General features: G+C 63.8%; 21 protein-coding genes. 9 read left to right on the top strand and 12 right to left on the bottom strand.

Going from position 1 to position 18,783, the window contains the following annotated elements; genetic code table 11:
- Positions 1-56 precede the first annotated feature (56 nt).
- Entirely contained in the window at positions 57-890 is an 834-nt protein-coding gene (locus tag GJ699_RS14970; protein ID WP_154377539.1) for an alpha/beta hydrolase, read from the top strand.
- Here the strand turns inward: GJ699_RS14970 and GJ699_RS14965 are convergent.
- The 4 genes from GJ699_RS14965 to GJ699_RS14950 all read right to left on the bottom strand — a co-directional run bounded on the left by GJ699_RS14965 (position 880) and on the right by GJ699_RS14950 (position 4,539).
- Entirely contained in the window at positions 880-2,223 is a 1,344-nt protein-coding gene (locus tag GJ699_RS14965; protein ID WP_154377537.1) for a DUF3422 family protein, read from the bottom strand. The two genes, GJ699_RS14970 and GJ699_RS14965, sit on opposite strands and share 11 nt — an antisense overlap.
- Before the next feature lie 18 nt (positions 2,224-2,241).
- Complete coding sequence (locus GJ699_RS14960; RefSeq protein WP_154377535.1) at positions 2,242-3,237, bottom strand: 2-hydroxyacid dehydrogenase; 996 nt, start codon at positions 3,235-3,237, stop codon at positions 2,242-2,244.
- The gene (locus GJ699_RS14955; protein WP_154377930.1) at positions 3,234-3,770 is read right to left on the bottom strand and encodes a DinB family protein; all 537 of its coding nucleotides are present in this window, start codon (positions 3,768-3,770) and stop codon (positions 3,234-3,236) included. The genes GJ699_RS14960 and GJ699_RS14955 overlap by 4 nt, the downstream gene beginning before the upstream one ends.
- Positions 3,771-3,837: 67 nt before the next feature.
- Entirely contained in the window at positions 3,838-4,539 is a 702-nt protein-coding gene (locus GJ699_RS14950; RefSeq protein WP_154377533.1) for an HAD family hydrolase, read from the bottom strand.
- 97 nt (positions 4,540-4,636) lie between these two features.
- Here GJ699_RS14950 and GJ699_RS14945 point away from each other — a divergent pair, with 97 nt between their 5' ends.
- The 3 genes from GJ699_RS14945 to GJ699_RS14935 all read left to right on the top strand — a co-directional run bounded on the left by GJ699_RS14945 (position 4,637) and on the right by GJ699_RS14935 (position 6,714).
- On the top strand, positions 4,637-5,590 hold the full coding sequence (locus GJ699_RS14945; protein WP_154377531.1) for a LysR substrate-binding domain-containing protein: 954 nt from the start codon (positions 4,637-4,639) through the stop codon (positions 5,588-5,590).
- Positions 5,591-5,692: 102 nt separating this feature from the next.
- Positions 5,693-6,289, top strand: a complete 597-nt coding sequence (locus tag GJ699_RS14940; protein WP_154377529.1) for a LysE family translocator — start codon at positions 5,693-5,695, stop codon at positions 6,287-6,289.
- A gap of 38 nt (positions 6,290-6,327) precedes the next feature.
- A complete protein-coding gene (locus GJ699_RS14935; protein ID WP_154377527.1) occupies positions 6,328-6,714 on the top strand; it encodes a hypothetical protein in 387 nt (128 codons plus the stop codon).
- Here GJ699_RS14935 and GJ699_RS14930 read toward each other — a convergent pair whose 3' ends face one another.
- The 8 genes from GJ699_RS14930 to GJ699_RS14895 form a co-directional block, all read right to left on the bottom strand.
- Positions 6,715-8,211 (bottom strand): CYTH and CHAD domain-containing protein, encoded by a 1,497-nt coding sequence (locus GJ699_RS14930; RefSeq protein WP_154377525.1) that lies wholly within the window; start codon positions 8,209-8,211, stop codon positions 6,715-6,717.
- Positions 8,212-8,253: 42 nt separating this feature from the next.
- The gene (gene gluQRS / locus GJ699_RS14925) at positions 8,254-9,168 is read right to left on the bottom strand and encodes a tRNA glutamyl-Q(34) synthetase GluQRS (RefSeq protein WP_154377523.1); all 915 of its coding nucleotides are present in this window, start codon (positions 9,166-9,168) and stop codon (positions 8,254-8,256) included.
- Positions 9,169-9,276: 108 nt separating this feature from the next.
- Positions 9,277-9,963, bottom strand: a complete 687-nt coding sequence (locus GJ699_RS14920; protein ID WP_154377521.1) for a cyclic di-GMP-binding domain-containing protein, MshE-related — start codon at positions 9,961-9,963, stop codon at positions 9,277-9,279.
- Positions 9,964-9,974: 11 nt separating this feature from the next.
- Positions 9,975-10,979, bottom strand: a complete 1,005-nt coding sequence (locus GJ699_RS14915) for an AraC family transcriptional regulator (protein ID WP_154377519.1) — start codon at positions 10,977-10,979, stop codon at positions 9,975-9,977.
- A complete protein-coding gene (locus GJ699_RS14910) occupies positions 10,976-11,521 on the bottom strand; it encodes a DUF2059 domain-containing protein (RefSeq protein WP_154377517.1) in 546 nt (181 codons plus the stop codon). Before GJ699_RS14910 ends, GJ699_RS14915 begins: the two co-directional genes overlap by 4 nt.
- 20 nt (positions 11,522-11,541) lie before the next feature.
- Positions 11,542-13,143, bottom strand: coding sequence for an OmpP1/FadL family transporter (locus GJ699_RS14905; RefSeq protein WP_154377515.1), 1,602 nt, complete (start codon positions 13,141-13,143; stop codon positions 11,542-11,544).
- Between the two features lies 1 nt (position 13,144).
- Positions 13,145-14,158 carry a transporter gene (locus tag GJ699_RS14900; RefSeq protein WP_154377513.1) on the bottom strand — a complete coding sequence of 338 codons (1,014 nt, stop codon included), beginning with the start codon at positions 14,156-14,158 and terminating at the stop codon, positions 13,145-13,147.
- A gap of 35 nt (positions 14,159-14,193) precedes the next feature.
- A complete protein-coding gene (locus GJ699_RS14895; RefSeq protein WP_229262107.1) occupies positions 14,194-14,907 on the bottom strand; it encodes a C39 family peptidase in 714 nt (237 codons plus the stop codon).
- Positions 14,908-15,512: 605 nt separating this feature from the next.
- Between GJ699_RS14895 and GJ699_RS14890 the strand changes: the two genes are divergently transcribed.
- From GJ699_RS14890 to GJ699_RS14870, 5 genes are all read left to right on the top strand, one after another.
- Positions 15,513-16,022: a DUF6160 family protein gene (locus GJ699_RS14890; protein ID WP_154377509.1), complete on the top strand. Its 510-nt coding sequence runs from the start codon at positions 15,513-15,515 to the stop codon at positions 16,020-16,022.
- Between the two features lie 130 nt (positions 16,023-16,152).
- Positions 16,153-16,662: a DUF6160 family protein gene (locus tag GJ699_RS14885; protein ID WP_154377507.1), complete on the top strand. Its 510-nt coding sequence runs from the start codon at positions 16,153-16,155 to the stop codon at positions 16,660-16,662.
- A 46-nt stretch (positions 16,663-16,708) separates the two neighbouring features.
- Positions 16,709-17,500: a hypothetical protein gene (locus GJ699_RS14880; protein WP_154377505.1), complete on the top strand. Its 792-nt coding sequence runs from the start codon at positions 16,709-16,711 to the stop codon at positions 17,498-17,500.
- Positions 17,500-18,321: a DUF6160 family protein gene (locus tag GJ699_RS14875; protein ID WP_229262106.1), complete on the top strand. Its 822-nt coding sequence runs from the start codon at positions 17,500-17,502 to the stop codon at positions 18,319-18,321. The genes GJ699_RS14880 and GJ699_RS14875 overlap by 1 nt, the downstream gene beginning before the upstream one ends.
- Positions 18,318-18,782, top strand: coding sequence for a hypothetical protein (locus GJ699_RS14870; protein ID WP_154377503.1), 465 nt, complete (start codon positions 18,318-18,320; stop codon positions 18,780-18,782). The genes GJ699_RS14875 and GJ699_RS14870 overlap by 4 nt, the downstream gene beginning before the upstream one ends.
- Position 18,783 lies beyond the last annotated feature (1 nt).

The following is an 18,783-nucleotide window of genomic DNA, read 5'->3' as shown; positions in this document are numbered from 1 at the left end:
GTGAATTTTGTGCGTCAACGCGCAGCGGCCTTGCAAGAGAAGAGTAAAGTAGAGTCATGAATAATTCGAAAAAAGTCGCCGGTTTGGCGGGCGTCGTGAGTGTGCTGTGGATGGGATTGACCGCTGCGGTCGCGGCCAACCAGAAGCGGCTGCTGTTCAATCCATTGGGCAGCAAGCGCGAAGTTCTCAAGCCTTATAGCAGCGGCCATCGCACCCGTCCTATTGTGGTGCGGGCCAAGGATGGCACACGCCTGTCCGGCTGGCTGATGACACCGCCGGTGGCCGGCCCTCATCCGGGCGTGGTGTATTTCGGCGGCCGTTCGGAGGAAGTGTCGTGGGTAGCGCGCGATGCCGGCAAGCTGTTCCCCGGCATGGCGGTACTGGCGGTGAACTATCGCGGCTATGGCGATTCGCATGGCGATCCGGCCGAGGAGCATTTCGTCGACGATGGCCGCATGCTGTACGACTGGCTGAGCGAACGCCATCACGTCGATCCGAAGCGCATCGCGGTGGTTGGCCGCAGCCTGGGTTCAGGCGTGGCGGTGCAGGTGGCGATGGAACGTGACGCCAATTCCATCGTGCTGATTACGCCGTACGACTCCATCCTCGCCATTGCCAAGCGCAAGTTCAAGACGCTGCCGGTGGAGTATGTGCTGAAGCATAAATTCGAATCGGTGAAGTACGCCCATCAGATCAAGGCGCCTACCTATGTGTTGCGGGCGGCGGTGGACGATATCGTGCCGCACTCGCATACCGATCTGCTGGTGGAAAAACTGGGGACGCTGCATGCGGACGAAATCGTGCCCGACTCCGACCACATCAACATCCCCTATCTGGAATCGACCCAGAGCCGCATCGCCAGTTTCCTGGCGAGCCGCTTCAGTGTTTAGCGCTGCCGGAGAGCTGGTGGTGCAGGCGGCGCAAGCCTAGCCACACGCCGCCGATCACCAGCGGCACCGCGATGCCGGTCATCAGATCCGGATTGACCGGCAGGCTGCCGGCCTTCATCGCCTTGCCGACGTAGCCCACCAATCCCAGCGTGTAGTAGGAAATCGCCGCTACCGACAAGCCCTCGACCGCCTGTTGCAGCCGCAGTTGCTGGGCCGCGCGGGTATCCAGCGATTGCAGGATCTTGCGATTCTGCTGTTCCTGCTCGATGCCGACCCGCGTGCGCAGCAGGTCGTTGCTGCGCGCGATACGCTTGGCCAGCGCTTCCTGCCGCTGCGACACCGAGGTGCAGGTGTTCATGGCTGGCGCCAGGCGGCGGCCCATGAATTCGGCCAGCGTCGGGATGCCTTCGATGCGCACTTCGCGCAGCTCTTGAATGCGCGCCTGCACCAGGTTGAAGTACGCCTGCGAGGCGGCGAAGCGGTAGCTGTTGTTGACCGAGATTTTCTCGATCCGTGCCGCCAGGCTGGTGATGCTGGTCAGCAGATCCTGGTCCTCATTGCCTTCGCTCTTGACCAGTGTCGCCGTCAGCGACGCCAGTTCGTTCTCGATGCCGTTCAGCTCCGGCTGCGTGGCTTCCGCTTGCGGCAGTCCGAGTAGCGCCATCATGCGATAGGTTTCGATTTCCAGCAGACGGCCGACCAGACGGCCGGACTGGAACTCGCGCAGCTTCTGGTCACGCACCACGAAGCGGCTGAAGCCATCCGGCTGGATCAGGAAGTCGGTCCACACCTCGGCATTGCCGCCGGCGCTGCTGCCGACCAGCGAGCGGCCCTGGAACAGGTCGCGGATGCTGTCGGCGAAGCCTGCATCGTCGGCATCGCCCTTGCACAGCAGGACGTGGGCGGCGACGATGATCTTGCCGTCCAGGCCAGCCAGCCATTCCTGTGGCACGTGCTGCAGCGGCGTGCGGTCGAACGAACCGCGGCAATCCATGCCAGGCTCGCCGCGTTCGACGAAGGTGTAGGTGGCGAACTCGGTGTGGCATTCCCACTTCAGGCGGAAGCGGCCGAAGTCATGGAAGAAGTAGCGCGCCTGCGAGGTCGGTCCCGCCACGCCGTAGTGCATGCACAGCTGCTCCAGGATGTGGTGCTGGCTGCTGCGATGGTTCTGGCGCGAGGGCTGGTCCTGTTTGAGGTAGATCGCAAAGTGGGTCAGGCTTTCCGGCGCCTGCAATTGCAGGAACGGGCGTGAATGGATCTCCGCCGACAGCGGTACCCGCATCGGGTGATTGAGCTTGGCGAAATCGGCGTTGGCACGATAGGCGAGCGACATGAACTTCCTTCAAAAATACTAATGGGTTGGTAACGCGTTAGCGCATTCGGAGCCCTGCATGTAGCAGGCGAGATTGGCAAACGTGACGGCGGCGATTTCGCGCATAGCTTCCATGGTGAAGAAGCCTTGATGGCCGGTGACCAGCACATTGGGGAAGGTCATGAGACGCTGGAACACATCGTCAGCGATGATGTCGCTGGAGTGGTCCTCGAAGAAGAGGGTGCTTTCCTGTTCGTAGACGTCGATCGCCAGCGCGCCGAGCTGGCCGGATTTGAGTGCCTCGATGACGGCGGCGGTGTCGATCAAGCCGCCGCGCGAGGTGTTGACCAGCATGGCGCCGCGCTTCATGCGCGCCAGGCTGGTGGTGTTAATCATGTGCCGGGTGGCGTCCAGCAGCGGGCAATGCAGCGAGACCACATCCGACTGCGCCAGCAGCGTCTCCAGCGAGGCACGTTCAGCCACGCCGTCCAGCTGCGGCGTTGGTGCCGGATCGCTGATCAGTACCTTGCAGCCCATGCCGTGGAAGATGCGCGCCGCGCAAGCGCCGATCTGGCCGGCGCCGACGATGCCGACGGTCTTGCCGTGTAGCGTGGTGCCGAGCAGGCCGTCCAGCGCGAAGTTCCCTTCGCGTACGCGGGCATAGGCGCGGTGGGTACGGCGATTCAGCGTCATCACCAGCGCCAGCGCGTGTTCGGCCACCGCTTCCGGCGCGTAAGCCGGCACGCGCGCCATGAACAGGCCGAGTCGCGTGGCGGTTTGCAGGTCGACGTTATTGAAGCCGGCGCAGCGCAGCAGCACGGCGCGCACGCCCAGCGCGTGCAGCGCTTGCAGCACCGGCGCGTCGAGGATGTCGTTGACGAATACGCAGACGGCAGTGCAGCCCTGCGCCAGCGGCACCGTATCCAGCTCCAGACGGTCGGAGAAATAGGTGGCGTCCACGCCGGGCAGGGTGGCGCGTGCTTCGTCGAGGAAGCGGCGGTCGTAGGGCTGGGCGCTGTAGACGGCGATTTTCATAGGTCGGGTACCCATACCAGCAGGTCGGTGATACCGATATCGATATCGGCTTGCGTCAGCAGCGTGCTGGCCTGGCCGCGATGGTGCGTCTGGTGATTGAAAAAGTGTAGTACCACGCTGCCGAAGTGCTTGCGGAATAAATCGCCGCGCGTATTGCGGTATTCGAAGGTGTGCTCCAGATCCGCCGCCGTGATCTGCGGCGCCCAATCGAGGATGATGGCGTCCAGTTGCTCGCGGTGCGCGCGCAGGGTGGCGATGTCGTCACCGAAGAAGTGCGTCAGGCCGGATGGCTGCGCCAACGCCTGCATCGCCCGCAGCGCGGGGAAGTCGGCGGGGTGGGTGCTGAAGCGCTTGAGCCAGATGGTGTCGCCGGCCAGCAGGTGATTCAGCGTGCCGGCCACGGAGCCGAAGAAGGCTTTGCGGTCCGCCGTCAGCTCACCTGCCGGCAGCTGGGCCGCCGCGTCGTATAGCTGGCGGTTCATGTCGGCGTTGTAGCGCGCCAGCAGGTTGAGGTGATTAGCGATGGTGGGCATGGTGGGCGTCGTCATGAATCCATTATAGGCTGGTTTATTCGCGCGGCGCCCTGCCACCGCCTGAAGATCAGGCGGCGCGGTGCAGTCCCGGCTGCGGGCGTTGCTGGTCCGGCGTGTACGGGCTGGCTTGCAGCTCGTGCAGCGCGTCGAAGGTGATGAATTGGCGTGGACGTACCACGTCGGTGCCGTATGGCGCGACCGACACCGTCCACAGGCCTGCATCGGCGGCGGCGCGCAGTGCCGGCACGGCGGTGTCGATGGCGATCGCATCATGCGGCGCGGCGCCGATGGCGTGCAGCGCGTGCGCATACGGACCGGCGCCATTACCAGCGTCGAAAACGACGCCGCCGGCGACCACGCTGAACAGGCTATTCACGTCCGCGCCGAAGTGGCGTTCCAGCAAGGCCGAAGTGGCCGGCGCCGGCAGATCGGTCAGCAGGCAAATCTTGGTGCCGGCAGCGGTGGCATCCTCGATCAGCGCCAGCGCGGCGGCCTGCGCTTGCGGTGGACGCGCCAGGATCGCTTGATGGAACTCGCGATGCTGGTCTGCCTGCAGCTCGGCCAGGCGGCGTTTTTCACGCGCCAGCGCGCTGATGGAGTGGATGGCTCGCGCGTAGCCATGGCTGGCGGCTGCGGCGCGCAGTGCCGGCAGGGTCCAGCGTATCGACAGGCCGGCGTTGGCAAACGCCGCATTGCAGGCAGCCAGGTGCAGCGCTTCGGTATCAAACAGAACGCCGTCCAGGCCCAGGAAGATCACGTCTATGCTCATATCACTCTCCGCTCAACGATGTCAGATGGTTATTAATATAGAGGTAGAATGTTCAAAAGAAAAATTAAAGATTTTGGATAATCAATAAGGAATCCTTATGTATCATGCCAATTTTCGCCAATTACAGTCACTTGTACTGGTCGGCCGCCATGAGAGCGTGTCGCGCGCGGCGGACGCCATGCACCTGACCCAGCCCGCCGTGTCGCTGCAATTGCGCACGCTGGAAGACATGGTCGGCATGCCGCTGACGCGCAAGGTCGGACGCAATATTCAGCTGACGGCGGCGGGCGAGGTAATGGTGGAATTCTCCGAGCGCATCCTGCGGCTGTGGGAGCAGGCCACCGACGAATTGTCGGCGCTGCGCGGCGTCACCTCCGGTACGTTGCGCATCGGCGCCGTCACCACCGCCGAGCACTTGCTGCCGCCGCTGCTGGTGCCGTTCACGCTGGAGCGGCCGGACGTGCGGCTCAAACTTCAAGTGGGCAACCGCACCGAGATCATCAACATGCTGGCGCGGCACGAGATCGAACTGGCCATCATGGGCACGCCGCCGCGCGAGTTGCGCACCAACGCCGCGCGCTTTGCGCGTCACCCGATGGCCTTCATCGCCAGCCCCTCGCATCCGCTGATGAAGAAGAAAAAAATCACCCTCAACGATGTGATGGCGGCCAACCTGCTGGTGCGCGAGCGCGGTTCCGGTACCCGCACCGCAGTGGAAAAGCTGCTGCGAGAGGAGGGCCACGCGGCGGAATTCGGTTCCGAGGTGTCCAGTAACGAGGCAATCAAGCGCATGGTATCGGCCGGGCTGGGCGTCGGCTTTTTGTCGGTGCACGCCTGCGGGCTGGAATTTGAAAACGGCCTGCTGGCGATGCTGCCGATGGCACAGAATCCGGTGGAAGCCGACTGGCAGATCATGCACTTGACCGACCAGCCGATTCCCAAGGTGGCGGCGTCGTTCCAGGACTTCGTGATCGAAAACGGCCAGGAGCTGGTGCAGCGCGAGCTGGAAAGCTTCAACAAGCAAGTGGGGCGCCGCAAGTCGTATCGGTAAAACCACCTATACAGTGGCGGAGATTGTTTGCTAAAGTGTACTGGTACACGCCAGTACACTTGGCCGTACAATGCAAGCACACTACGCAAACGGATACCCATCATGTCGCCAGAATTGCTGCTGCCCTTGTGCGCATTTGCCGCCGTCAGTTCCATCACGCCCGGCCCGAACAACACCATGATTCTGGCCTCGGGCCTGAATTACGGCTTTGTGCGTTCGCTGCCGCACTTGTTCGGCATTTGCTGCGGCTTCGCCTTCATGATCTTCGCCACCGGACTGGGATTGCATGTGGTATTCGACCAGTTTCCGATGCTGCAGACCATCCTCAAATACGTCGGCGCGCTGTACATGCTGTGGCTGGCCTGGAAGCTGGCGCACGCCGCGCCAATGAGCGGCGAGCAGGCGGCTGCGGCGAAGCCGATGGGCTTTTTCGGCGCCGCCGCCTTCCAGTGGGTGAATCCCAAGGCCTGGGTAATGGGCCTGAGCGCGCTCACCACCTACCTGCCGCAGGGCTTTGGCGTGATGGATGCGGCACTGCTGGCCGGCGTGTTCTGGGTGATCGGCATCTTCTGCGTCGGCGCCTGGGCCATGTTTGGCGTCGCCATGCGGCGTGTGCTGCAAGACCCGCGCTCGGTGCGCATCTTCAACCTGGTGATGGCGCTCGCACTGGTAGCCACCCTGTATCCGATGCTGGCCTGATACCATAGGGGTCTTTACCGGATTTTGAAGGAATGCCCATGTATCGTCGAATTGCGCTGGCATTGAGCGCCTCCCTGCTGACCGCCGCCGCCCACGCCGTCACCTTGCCGTCGAACCTGATGTTGCCGGAGCCGGAACGCGCCGCGCGCGGCTATGTGGAAAGTTGGGTGCTGACCATCGCGATCGAATCGGACAACCTGACCGGCCTGGATGCCTGCCGCAAGATCCTGACCGATCACGGCTTCAAGCCGGCGCTGTCGAAGACCGCCAGCACCGCCGCGCCGGCACTGCACTTCAAGATCAGCGGCAGCAAGGTGTACGCGCAGGCCAGCACCGAGGCCGACGACACGCTGCAGGCGGTGCAGCAGGCCAAGTGCCCCGGTAATGTGAGCTGGAACGTGGTGTCGCGCCCAGCGCGGCAGTGATCAATGCTTGAGATGCGGCAGCCGTAGCGCTTGCAGGCTGTCGCGCAACGTGGCGAGATCGGCCGGCTGGGCGGCCTGCTGCGCCACCAGATAGCCGCGCGCGAACTGGATCGCGCCGGCCGCATCGGCGTGCTGCTGCGCCAGTTCCTGCAGCAGGCGTTCGGCCACCACCAGATCGTTGTGCTGGCCCAGTTCCTCTTGTGCTGCGGCCAGCGCTTGCAGATAAGCGCGCGCGCCCTTGTCGCGGTACAGCGCATGGAAAAACTCCAGCGCATAGCGGCCGCGCTTGGTAGCGATGCGGGTGCGGTGCGCGCTGGCCGGATCGCCGTTGTCCATGCGATGGGCGCGTTTGAGCATTTTCTTGTGCAGCGTTTGCAGCGTGTGACGCGAGAAGCTGGCGGCCACGCCGTGCAGCAGCGGCGCGGTGTGCAGCATCCACACGCCCAGCGTCAGCATCAAACGCGTGTAGCGTGGCGACAGTATGGCTTGCGCCGCCTCGCGCCGTTTGGCTTGGGCCGTTGCCAGCGCCAGTGCCTGCACATCCATCATGCCATGGCGGCCGCCGGGCGCGGCTTCGACCCGCGATAGCGTCGACGACAGCAGCACATCCCAGTCGCGCGCTGTGCCCAGTTGGGTGCCCAGCCAGGCGATGTCCTCGGCCAGCTGCGGCGTGCAGGGCGCGAGCGCGTCGAACAGCTTGAGCGCCGAACGCAAGCGGCGCACACCGACGCGCATCTGGTGCAGGGTTTCGGGATCGTGTCCCTCCACCACGGCCAGTTCGTTGCGCTGGATGTGCTGGATGCAGTTGTCCAGAATCGCGCTGAACGCCTGCGCCATGCCGGCATCGGACGGCAACTTCACCGCCTGCGCGCGATAGGGCGCGTGGCCGGTTTCGCGCACCAGCATGTAGCCGCGCTGCGCCTTGTTGATGTTGCTGATGCGCAGAGGGATATCCTCCAGCAGTTGCAACGCCAGCGCGTACAGGCCGGCGGCGTCGCCTTCTTTTAGTTCCAGTTCGATTTCGTTGACCGGCACCCGGTGCGACTTGCGTTCGATGTGGCCGACGTCCAGTGCCACCTCGATGCGGTTGCCGTCGACTTCCACCTCCCACAGGTGGCGTTCCACGTCCACCACAAACAGCGCCTCCAGGCGGTCTTTCAGATCGGGTGCATCTAGGATGGCCAACCAGTGATCGTCATCGCCGATCAGCTTGCGCAGCTTGCCGAGGCGCGGCCAACTGCGGTCCACCGCGCCTTCCCATTCGTTGCGGCTGTGCAGACCGCTTTGCACGCTGCCGCCGGCCTTCATGGTCTGAATCCATTCACCGTCGATCTTGCGCACGCGCAGGCCCGCGCCGTGACGCATCAGATGCAGATCCGGCGTATCGAAATAGCGCGCGGCCAACTGCTGCACGCGCGTCGGCGTGCCGAGCAGCGGATGGTGCAGCAGCTTGTCGTTATCCTGCGCCGCGAGTAAGAGTTTGAGTTCGACTTCCATTGGATCAGTGTAGAGAAAAGCGGCGATGCGCAGCGCACGACATCACGGCCGCCGCGGCAGGGTTTGCAGCAATTGCGCCCAGGCAGGAATGGCGGCGCGCCAGAAGGCATCGATGTTGTCGGCGTGCAGATCGAGGCCGAGGAAGCGGGCCGCCGGCAGCATGGCCTCGTGCAGCAGATGGTGCGGATCGCCGCCATCGTCAAAGGCGCGCGCGCCGGTTTGCTTGGACAGCTTATCGCCCAACTCGTTGACCACCACCGGCACGTGCAGATAGCTCGGTTGCGGCAGGCCCAGCACCTGTTGCAGATAAAGCTGGCGCGGCGTGGAGTCGAGCAAATCCGCGCCGCGTACGATGTCGGTGATGCCCTGCGCGCCATCATCGACCACCACCGCCAGCTGATAAGCCCAATAACCGTCGGCGCGACGGACGACGTAATCGCCCACCTCATCGGTCAAATCCTGACTGTAGTGACCGCTCCAGCGGTCGTCGAAGGACAGTATGCAGTGCGGTTCTTGCGGCACCTTCAGCCTTAGCGCGCGGCCGACCTTGCCTGGCGCCAGACCATGGCGACAAGTGCCGGGATAAATCAGCGCCTGCGCCTGACGGCCGCTCAGCGACAATTGCGAATCCGCGATTTCCTTGCGCGAGCAGCCGCAGGGATAGATCAGATCACCGAGTTGGCGCACCGCCGCCTCATACAGCGCATAACGTTGGGTTTGCCAGGTAACCTCGCCATCCCAATGCATGCCGCAGCGCTGCAGCGAGGCGAGAATATGCTGATCGGCACCGGCCACATTACGGCCGACATCCACATCCTCGATCCGCACCAGCCACTGGCCATGATGCGCCTTGGCATCAAGATAACTGGCCATCGCCGCCACCAGCGAGCCGGTATGCAGCGGCCCGGTAGGCGAAGGCGCGAAGCGGCCGATATAAGAAAAGTTACGAACAGTCATGCCTCCATTCTACAACTCCGGGGTCAGGTCCATCATTTCTACACGGGCTGTGCCGTGGCGGAACGCCACGGCACAGCCCGTGTAGAAATGATGGACCTGACCCCGGAGTTAGCGGAAGCCGACGGTGATGCTGGTGCCGCTCAGGTCGATGCCTTTGATGCTGATGCTGCCGAAGCTGCTGCCTTCGGTGCCGCGTACGCGGATGTTGTTGAAGGCGATTTCGCCGATCGAGGATGGCAGGCTCAGCGTCAGCGTGCCGTCTTTGTTGATGGTGGCGGCGGCTTTGCTGGGGTCGTAGACGACGTTTTTCATCGTGGTGTCGGCTTCGAGGAAGCCTAGTACCGGATTCAACAGTTTGCTCATTTCGCCCACTACTTCCAGATTGTTGCTTTTGGCGTGTTTGACGGCGCTGACCAGGTCGTCACTGAGCCCCTGCGCCGAGGTGTCGCCCAGTTCTTCTTCGGTCAACGCGCGCAGCGCGCGGCCGGGGACGCCGACCGGGGCGCTGGCGGTCAAGGCGGCCGCCGGTAACGCGGACGCGGCATAGGTTTCCAGCGGCGCCAGCAAGGAGGCGGCAATCGCCGCCGCCATCCGCAGCCGTCGCTGCTTGCGCAGGGCGTCTTCGATGTGCTGCTGGGTGATGAGGTTGAGCTCGGCAAAGATGTCGCCCAGCCGCTGACCGGTCTGGCGTTGCAGCGCGATCGCGTTGGCCAGCTGTTCTTCGGTAATCAGCTTTTGCCGGACCAGCAGCTGGCCCAGCATCGATTTGTTTTGATTGTTTGATAGCCATCCCATGGGGTGCTCCTTTATGCGGATTTGTGCCGTGACGCCGGTGCCTGCAGTACGTCCGGCTCCGGTCCCGGCTGGTGTGCAAGATGCTGGATGTCGGACGGCGCCATGCCGAACCAGCGTTTGCAGGCGCGGTAGAACGCGCTCGGCTCGGAAAAGCCGAGCTGGAAGCTGAGCATCTTCAGCGATAGCTCGCCGGCGCTCAGCGATTGCCGTGCCAGCTCGCGCCGGGTGTCGTCGACCAGGTTGGTGAAGCTGGTGCCTTCCTCGGCCAGCCGGCGTTGCAGCGTGCGCTCGCTCATCATCATTTGCGCGGCGACGTCGTCCCGGTGCGGCGGACCTTTCGGCAGCAGGCTGGCCAGCAGCCCCTGAACTTTGGCGCTGAAGGTCGGCGGTTCGGCGGCGGCCAGGGTGGCCAGCACGCGTTCGCCGCCGCCATTCAGCAGCGGCGGATTGGCGGGCAGGGCCGAGACCAGGTCGGTGTCGGAAAATTCCATCACGTTGTGCGGCATGTCGAAACGCACCGGGCAGCCGAAGGTCTCTTCGTACACCAGCGCGTTGGCCGGCGCCGGGAAGTTGTATTCGACTACCACCGGGGCGATGTCGTCGCGCCCGGCGGCGCAGCGCAGCGATCGCAGCAGTACGCACCAGACGAAGTCGTAGCGCTGGCGCGGCACGTCGCGGCGCGCGCCCGGCAGCAGCAGGCCGACCCGGGTTTGGCCATGGCAGCGCTCGATCGAGCTTTGCACCGTCGGCGATACCAGCATGATGTGGCCCATCACCCCCAGCCAGCCGAGCCGGTGCGGGGTGGCGATCTTCAGGCCGATCAGCGGGTCGCCCGATTGCGCCACCAGCAACTCCCACAGGTGGCTCAGTTTGTCCGACAGTGTCAGCGCGTCGCAGGCCAGGCCGTCGCCTTCGTCCAGCCCGGCTTGTGCGAACAGCGCGTCCGCTTGCACGCCGGACTGCGCCAGCCGCGATTTCACGCCGCGCACCAGATGCAGGGCGGATGAGTACGTCATGGCGTGACCGCAGCGCGCAGACGCAGGCCGATTTTTTCTTTCAGGCCCTGCAGCTTGGGATCGATCACCGCGCGGGTGTCGGCCGCCACGCCTTCACCCAGGGTTTTCTGCATTTCCGGCAGCATGGCTTCAAACTTTTTCTTCACCGGCGATTCGAGGATGGCGATCAGTTGCTTCAGCTCGTCCTCGGTGTAGCGCTCGGCCAGCAGCGGGGCGATGGTGCTCGGGATCAGCTTGTCGGCGCTGGCGCGGGTGATGGGCGTGGTGTCGGCCATGAATTGCTTGGCGTCGCCGACGATGTCGTTCATGGCGGCATCACGCTTTTCCGGCGCGGCGCGGCCCTGCAGCATGGCGCGCGCCTGTTGCACCGCGTCCGCCACCGGCACTTGCAGCATGGATTGGCCGATGCTGTCGATATTCCACAGCTTCAGCACCTGGTCCACCAGCGCCTGCTTGGCGGGCGGAATCGGCGCGGCGGCGTGGGCCTGCCAGCAGGCGGCGCTCAGGGCCAGCAGCGCCAGACATTGTTTGGTTTTTTTCATTGTGCTCTCCTCCAGGTCGATCAGAAACGCTTGTTGATTTCAAAGCCAAAGTAGCGGACGTGGATGTCGCCGGCCACGTTTTGTCCCGCGTACGGGTTGTAGATAATGTTGAGGAAGGTGTTGCAGTTCATATTGCAGCTGCTGTTGGCCGGCGCGTAAAACTTGCCGGTCAGGTAGGAGCCGGTGATGTTGATGTCGGTGTTCTTGTCCAGCTTGAAGCCGATGCCGGCGCTGAACAGCTTGGCATTCGGCAGCGGCGCCAGCAGGTCGATCTTGTCGGCCGGGATAGAGGTCTTGCGCGGTTCAAAGCCCAGTCGCAGCGCCAGCCGTTCCAGCGGTTGCAGCTGCAGGCCATACGCGAAGTTGACCACGCTCTTGTAGCCGCGCGGGATCACCAGCTTGCCCGAATCCGGTATGCCGTACAGCCGCGCCACTTCCAGCAGCTTGATGCTCTGGTCGAACTGGAAGCGCAGCGCGTCCCATTCGCTCCAGTGGGCGTAGCTGGCGTCGACGTTGAGCTGCACCCAGCGCACCGGCTTGAGCTTGAGCCCGACCTGCATGTGCCAGGGGAAGGGGATGGTGGCGCTCATATTCCCCTTCTGTACCGCCGGAATCGACGATGGGAAACCCAGCACCGCGCCGGCGATCGGTCCCAGCAGGCTGGCGTTCATGCCCGCCACGAAGTTGCGCAGCATCGGTTCGGTGGTGAACACGTAGCTGCCGGTGTAGTGGGTCTTGGAGCCGCCCTGGTAGACCGCGCCCAGCGCGAATTTTTCCGATGGTTCCCACAGCACGCCAAAGTTGACGGTGGGGTCGAACGGCGCGGTCAGTTCCAGCCGCATATTGGCGGCTTTCTTGAACGGGCTGACCATGCCATCCTTGCCGCCGCCGCACACGCCAAAGCCGAACACGTCGATGATGTTGCCGCCATCTTCCGGACACCAGCCTTTTTGCAGCTGACCGAACACGCCCAGCAGCTCGTTGGGAAAGCGCATATTGGTGTCGACCACAAAGGCAGCGTGGGCGATCGGGATCGCCATGCCGAAGCGCAGCGTGTCCGAGTATTTGTAGCCCACCGCCGGCGATGCGTACACCAGACGCTGGATCTGCTGCTGCCGGCCCTGGTACTGGCCGGGATCGTTGGGATCGCTAGTGCGGTCCAGGCTCATTGCCTGCGACATATAGCTGTCGGTGGCGAAGGTCCACGGCGAGCCCGGCGTGTTCCAGGCCATGCCGATGCCGGGCACGGCCACCGCCGGCAGCCGCCAGCCCGGCATGCCGTAGCCGGGCACGTACATCACCTGGCGCACCGGGCCGGTCGAGGTATTCGACAGCGGATCGTCGGTCCAGCCGCCGACGTCGAAGCCATCGCCCGGCGTGAAGCGGGCGCTGGTGCGGATCGAGGCCACGAAGTTGTGGATGCTTTCGCTGTCGCCAGTCAGCCGCGCCAGTCCGGCCGGGTTGAAGTGGATCGACTGGATGCCGGGCGGGTCGGCCGTGACGGCATTGCCCATTGCCATCGCCACCACGCTGGTGGTCAGGTTTTCGGTCAGGGCCGCGTGCGCGGACAGGGACACGCTGAGCGTGCCGCTGACAGCGACGGCGATGGCAAGGCGGCGCATATCAGAAGCTCAAGGGCATGTTCATGCCGAGCATCAGGTTGGGCGAATCCGGCGTGACGCCGATGCCGACCGAGAAGTTGAGCGTGGTCTTGGGCGACACGCGGTAGCCGAGGCCGAAGTTGATCACGCCGGAAGTCTGCAGATGGGTCTTGGCTTCCAGCCCGTCGGCAAAGCGCAGCTTGGCGCCGGCCGAAATCGCTTCCTGGAACGAGACCGTGGTCGAGATGCCATACGACAGCGCGTACGCGAAGCCCATGCCGAAGCCAAAGCTGGAGCCGGGCTGAACCCGGGTCAGGATGCGGCTGCCGTTGACTTGCCACAGGTCCTTGGCCGGCGTGTACATGGTGTAGTTCAGCGAGCCGAACAGCGCGACCGGGTCGACGATTTTGTTGACGTTGACGCCGACCGTGGCGGCGCCGACGCCGGCGCCGGTGGCCTCCCCGGTGCCGGCGATGATTTTGTACGGGCTGCGGCCGGTCGGCAGACGCACGGTGCCGGTCAGCGTCAGGCCCGGCTGGTCACGGCGCGCTTCAAACGGTTGCCAGCGCGCGCCAATGCCGATGTCGCCCAGCGAGTTGGACATGCCGCTGCGGGTGGCGGTGTCGGCATAGCGCGACAGCAGCGGCAGCGTGACGTTGGCGGTCAGGTTGTCGCGCACGCCGTAGTCGGCCGAGAAGGTGTTGGTGACGGTGTGCGAATTGTTGTTCTGGATGTTGAACAGGGTGGCGCTGCCGTTGGCGATGTCGGTGACGATGGTTTCCTCGCCCACGTAGGCGTAGTTGAGGTCGTAGGTCACGGCGACCTGGTTGCGGCGGATCAGCGTGTACTGCTTGTCGACTGCGGTCAGGGTTTGCTTCAGCAGCGCGCTCTGGTCGCCTTCGCCTTCCTTCTTGGCCAGCGCGTCGCGCGCGGCATCGGCGGTGGCCGGCGCGGCCGGGGTCTGTTGTTCCTGGGCGTGAACGGTGATGGCCGTCAGCGCAACGGCGACGGCAAACGGGATGGTGCAAAACTTCATGTCGGCTTCCTTGTGAGAGTGACTGCGCTGAGGGGTTAATTGCGATGCGACCAGGTGCCGGCGGCGCCGGAATTGACGGCGCGCATCAGCAACAGGGCTGTGTTGCTGAGCGTGCCTTGCTGGCCTTTGCCGGTGACGCGGTCCATGTCGACCACGCCCAGTTCCTGGTCGGTGAGCGCCAGCTGGCGTACCGGTTGCTGGCCCTTGGCCGGCGAGATGATGAACAGCGTGTTCTTGTCCCACCAGCGAGCGAACTCTTCCACCGAAAACACGATGTTGCCGGCCGATGGATCGGCGATGTAGACCACGCCGTCACGGATGCCGCGCAACACCACGAAGTGCTTGGAGCCGGCGTAGTCGATCGGCACGATGGCCGGCTCGTCCAGCGTTTGCAGATCCTTGATCTCGGCCTTGAAACCGGCGCCGGCCAGGCCCAGCGAGCCGACGTAGCGTTTCATGTCCAGCAGCGAAAAGCCGCGCCGCTCGATGATCTTGTCCTTCTCGCCCTTGTCCAGCATGCCTTCCATGGCTTGCTGCTCGTTGACCATTACCCCGAGGTGGTAGTTGAGGATGGTGACCAGCGCGGCCGAGCCGCAGCTGTAGTCGAAGGCCTGACGCACGATGTGTTTGTACTTGAGCTCGGAAAACGGCTCCATCTGCACCGACTCCACATAGGCGCCGCCACCGGTCAGGGTTTGCGGAATTTCGAACTGGCCCTTGGGCCGGTCGGCAGGTTCGTGTCGGGACATGACACCGGCGCCGCCTATCAAGGCGGCGATTACGCCCAGCAATAACGCCAGCATGGGCTCAGCTTTCGCGCGCGCTTACGCGTGGGGGCGTGCAGGGGAGCGCGGTCAGGCGCGCGCGTAAAAAATGGTGTGGTGAGGTCTGAAGCGAAGCGTTGGCGTAAGCTTCGCCCAGAGGCGTCCGGCGCCCCGTTGCGTGTGTCATCTAGTCTCCAATATTCTCGATTAGTACGGTCGTGCTTTATTTAAGCGGCAACACGTCTTTTCTTTTTAGTAATTCATTAACGCACGATTTTTAGGGCGTCGACATCTTCTTTTTTAGAAATGTGACTCTAGCTTTTGGCTTGGAACTTATGCTACGGCACGCCACAAATACACAACACCCGCTTCGCTCTGGATGGCTCTCAGGGCCAAGTTGTTGGCCTTCGCGGTCAGCGCGCCGGGCTGGACCCGTGGCGGCGGCGACTCATATGATTGTTTTTAATTAATAGTCAAATATTAAGATTCCACGGACTGGTGGCGGCGCGCCGCGGCCCTTACCGGGGCTGCCGGACCAGCAGCAGGGACGTGCTCACTCATAACAATTCATTGATAACCGGAGATACCAAATGCAAATCATCAAAACCGCAGTCGCAGCAGCCCTGGCCACCCTGGCATTCTCGGCATCGGCCATGACCCCGATCCAGGACGCTGAGCTGAGCACCGTCAGCGGCCAGGACGGCGTGTCGATCGCCGCCAACCTGAACATCAAAATCGATTCCTTCGTCTACACCGACACCGACGCGCTGGACGCCAACGGTCTGGGCGGCGGCTCGGTATCGTTCAACGGCATCAAGGTCAACGGCCTGATCGCCGCCAACATCGACATCCTGTCGAAGGCGTCGTTCCTGACCGCCGCCGGCGCCGCTGGCGTGACCGATCCAGGCAGCTTCTACAGCAAAGCCACCGGCGGCGACGTGGTGCAGATTGCCATCCCATCGACCGTGGTGGCCGATGGTCACTACCTGAACGTGTCGGTTGACTCGATCAAGATGGGCAACAACGCCGCTTCGTTCGGCTCGGTCGCCCTGAACCAGATCGACATGCGCGGCACCACCGTCTGGATCTTCGCGCACTAATCGTCCCGGCTCCCCAGGCATGTAGCTTGGCCTGAGGAGTCATGGACGGTCCCGGCTGCGGGGCCATAAGATGGTTCCGCAGCACGACACATAACAAGATGCACCCCAAAACCATCACGGAGACGATCACATGCAATTCATCAAAACCGCAGTCGCAGCAGCCCTGGCAACCCTGGCCTTCTCGGCTTCCGCCATGACCCCGATTCAAGATAGCGAGCTGAGCACCGTCAGCGGCCAGGATGGCGTGTCGATCGCCGCCAATCTGAACATCAAGATCAACTCCTTCACCTACACCGACACCGACGCGCTGGACGCCAACGGTCTGGGTGGTGGTTCGGTCTCGTTCAACGGCATCAAGGTCAACGGCCTGATCGCCGCCAACATCGACATCCTGTCGAAAGCCTCGTTCCTGACCGCCGCCGGCGCCGCCGGCGTGACCGACCCAGGCAGCTTCTACAGCAAAACCGCCGGCGGCGACGTGGTGCAGATCGCCATCCCATCGACCGTGGTGGCCGATGGTCACTACCTGAACGTGTCGGTCGACTCGATCAAGATGGGCAACAACGCCGCCTCGTTCGGCTCGGTCGCTCTGAACCAGATCGACATGCGCGGCACCACCGTCTGGATCTTCGCCCACTAATAGGCGAGCGGCGACGGCTTCGGGGGCGGAGCTGTCGCCATCTCCCATGAGGATCTACACCACATTGCGCCAGCTGCTGCTGGGCGCGGCGCTGCTGTGCGGCATGCAGGCGGCGTCGGCGCAGATGCAGCTGATGAGCGAAGAGGAACTGTCCGCTGTCAATGGACAGGGTCTGGTCACGCTGACCAACACCAGCCTGAACGGCTATGACTTCAGCAAAGTCGCGCTGGACGCCGACATCACCCTGAGCGCCAACCTGCGCAATATGCGCTTGGGCGAATACACCTACAGCGCGCGCAACGGCAGCGGCGCGGATTTGGACATCGGCCTGCTGCAATTCGGCCGCAGCGACGGCACCGACGCGCAGCGCACGGTTCAGATCAGCAATCCCTATTTTGAATTCGTCTACAAGCCTTCGACGGATGGCACTTCGCGCGAAGCGATTGGCATGCGCTTTGGCTTTGAATCGATCAGCGGCGACATCGGGCTGCAGATCACCACCTTGTCCGGCTCGATGAAAGTGACCGGCACTGCGGCCGATGGCAGCACCATCGTGCTCGACTCGCGCACCGACGCGCTGGGCGGCAAGCGCTGGGACGGCTCGTGCACCGCGCCGTGCCTGACCCTGTCGCAACTGGGCGGCGTGACCGCCGGCGATGCTTCTGGCGGCAGCCGCGACTTCTGGGTCTCGCTGCTGAAAACGGCGGTGCAATTCCCGGCCACTTCGGGCGTCTCATCCGACACCGCGCAGGCCGGTGTATGGCTGAACTGGCGCGACAAGCTGGCCGCGCTCAGCACCAACGGCGTCACCCCGCCCAACTTGCCGAAGACCCGCTGATGCGTACCTTGCTGCTGCTGTTGATGCTACCGGCCGTGGCCGCCGCGATGGAGCCGATGAGCGACAGCGCCTTGTCGGCGGTGCGCGGACGCGATGGCGTCAGCTTCGACCTGAACGGCTTTGCGATGAGCGGCGACGCGCGCGTCAGCTACACCACGCCGAGCGGTACCAGCCTGTACGTCGAAAAATTCAGCGCTTCGCGCAGCGACAGCGCGCAGCCGTTTGCCGATCCGTATCGGCTGGATATTTTGCCGGGCGCCAGCGGACTGGCGGACTACATCAACATCGCGTTTCCGGCCAACGCCAGCGGCGAGCAGCGCTGGCAGATGGCGTATGACTGGGGCATCAACGCCGACGGCGTCGACCGCGCGCAGAGCAGCGTGGTGGTCAAGGACATGGTGCTGTATGGCGGCGGGCTGCAGTTCACCACGCCGCAGGTCAACGAAGGAATCGCGTTTGGCGCCGCGCTGAAAATGGACATCGCCCAGCTGTCGTTCCAGCCGCGCGGGCGCGACGATGCGAGCGAGGCCATGATACTGAGCGGCATCCACATCGGCGGCGCCGATGGCGGCGTGTGGACGCTGGCCAACGTCGCGGCGCAACCGGGCGTCATCAACGCCGTTACCGACGAGACCGGACCACGGCTGCACATCGGCATCGACTGGCCGGATGCGCGCTATGGCAGCGGACAGGCATCGGCCGGCAGCATCGTGGTCGACAACATCTCGTTCGTCAGCCCAGGGCAGCCGACCGTGGACCTGGGCTCATCGCGCATCGGCTCGGTGCAGATCCAGTACCTGGACATCCGGTTCAAGCAATGAGCCGGCGCGCGCTGCTCCCCTTGTTGCTGTGCTTGAGCTGCGCGCAAGCCGGCGAGTTGCGCCCGCTGGACGACCAGGAACTATCGCAAGTACGTGGCGGCGACGGCATCAGCTTTGCCGCGCACGTGGTGCTGAACGACCCCACGCTGGTGGGCGCGGTGGCGGACAGCCGGCTGTCACTGGGTTTCAGCGGCGATGGCGAAAAGCGCTACATCGTCTTCAAAAACGTGCGCGGCGTGGTCGACATGTTCGCCGTCAGCCTGGGCGTACAGACACGCAGCGATGGCGGCGGCGACTACATCGCCATCGGCCTGCCGGGTTACGTCCGCTACACCAACCTCGGCTTCGAATCGCTGAGCGTCCAAACCGACCCCACCGCAGCGGTCACCGGCAACCTCGGCAGCGTCAACATCAACGGCACCGTTTCCCTCCAAGGCCAAGTCCGCTTCTGGGGCCACTAAA

It is taken from the genome of Duganella guangzhouensis (assembly GCF_009674535.1).
In the GTDB taxonomy this organism is placed as follows: domain Bacteria; phylum Pseudomonadota; class Gammaproteobacteria; order Burkholderiales; family Burkholderiaceae_D; genus Rugamonas; species Rugamonas guangzhouensis.
Note: the sequence above shows the minus strand (reverse complement) of the source record. Positions and strands in the feature narration are given on the sequence as shown.

Bases quoted from the DNA above. Each gene is read 5' to 3' on its own strand.
- GJ699_RS14875 (WP_229262106.1), top strand. From the start codon at position 17,500: ATGCGTACCTTGCTGCTGCTGTTGATGCTACCGGCCGTGGCCGCCGCG.
- GJ699_RS14935 (WP_154377527.1), top strand. From the start codon at position 6,328: ATGTATCGTCGAATTGCGCTGGCATTGAGCGCCTCCCTGCTGACCGCC.
- GJ699_RS14900 (WP_154377513.1), bottom strand. From the start codon at position 14,158: ATGAAGTTTTGCACCATCCCGTTTGCCGTCGCCGTTGCGCTGACGGCC.
- GJ699_RS14945 (WP_154377531.1), top strand. From the start codon at position 4,637: ATGTATCATGCCAATTTTCGCCAATTACAGTCACTTGTACTGGTCGGC.
- GJ699_RS14910 (WP_154377517.1), bottom strand. From the start codon at position 11,521: ATGAAAAAAACCAAACAATGTCTGGCGCTGCTGGCCCTGAGCGCCGCC.
- GJ699_RS14885 (WP_154377507.1), top strand. From the start codon at position 16,153: ATGCAATTCATCAAAACCGCAGTCGCAGCAGCCCTGGCAACCCTGGCC.
- GJ699_RS14895 (WP_229262107.1), bottom strand. From the start codon at position 14,907: ATGTCCCGACACGAACCTGCCGACCGGCCCAAGGGCCAGTTCGAAATT.
- GJ699_RS14955 (WP_154377930.1), bottom strand. From the start codon at position 3,770: ATGCCCACCATCGCTAATCACCTCAACCTGCTGGCGCGCTACAACGCC.
- GJ699_RS14960 (WP_154377535.1), bottom strand. From the start codon at position 3,237: ATGAAAATCGCCGTCTACAGCGCCCAGCCCTACGACCGCCGCTTCCTC.
- GJ699_RS14915 (WP_154377519.1), bottom strand. From the start codon at position 10,979: ATGACGTACTCATCCGCCCTGCATCTGGTGCGCGGCGTGAAATCGCGG.
- GJ699_RS14905 (WP_154377515.1), bottom strand. From the start codon at position 13,143: ATGCGCCGCCTTGCCATCGCCGTCGCTGTCAGCGGCACGCTCAGCGTG.
- GJ699_RS14880 (WP_154377505.1), top strand. From the start codon at position 16,709: ATGAGGATCTACACCACATTGCGCCAGCTGCTGCTGGGCGCGGCGCTG.
- GJ699_RS14965 (WP_154377537.1), bottom strand. From the start codon at position 2,223: ATGTCGCTCGCCTATCGTGCCAACGCCGATTTCGCCAAGCTCAATCAC.
- GJ699_RS14870 (WP_154377503.1), top strand. From the start codon at position 18,318: ATGAGCCGGCGCGCGCTGCTCCCCTTGTTGCTGTGCTTGAGCTGCGCG.
- GJ699_RS14970 (WP_154377539.1), top strand. From the start codon at position 57: ATGAATAATTCGAAAAAAGTCGCCGGTTTGGCGGGCGTCGTGAGTGTG.
- GJ699_RS14930 (WP_154377525.1), bottom strand. From the start codon at position 8,211: ATGGAAGTCGAACTCAAACTCTTACTCGCGGCGCAGGATAACGACAAG.
- gluQRS (WP_154377523.1), bottom strand. From the start codon at position 9,168: ATGACTGTTCGTAACTTTTCTTATATCGGCCGCTTCGCGCCTTCGCCT.
- GJ699_RS14940 (WP_154377529.1), top strand. From the start codon at position 5,693: ATGTCGCCAGAATTGCTGCTGCCCTTGTGCGCATTTGCCGCCGTCAGT.
- GJ699_RS14890 (WP_154377509.1), top strand. From the start codon at position 15,513: ATGCAAATCATCAAAACCGCAGTCGCAGCAGCCCTGGCCACCCTGGCA.
- GJ699_RS14920 (WP_154377521.1), bottom strand. From the start codon at position 9,963: ATGGGATGGCTATCAAACAATCAAAACAAATCGATGCTGGGCCAGCTG.
- GJ699_RS14950 (WP_154377533.1), bottom strand. From the start codon at position 4,539: ATGAGCATAGACGTGATCTTCCTGGGCCTGGACGGCGTTCTGTTTGAT.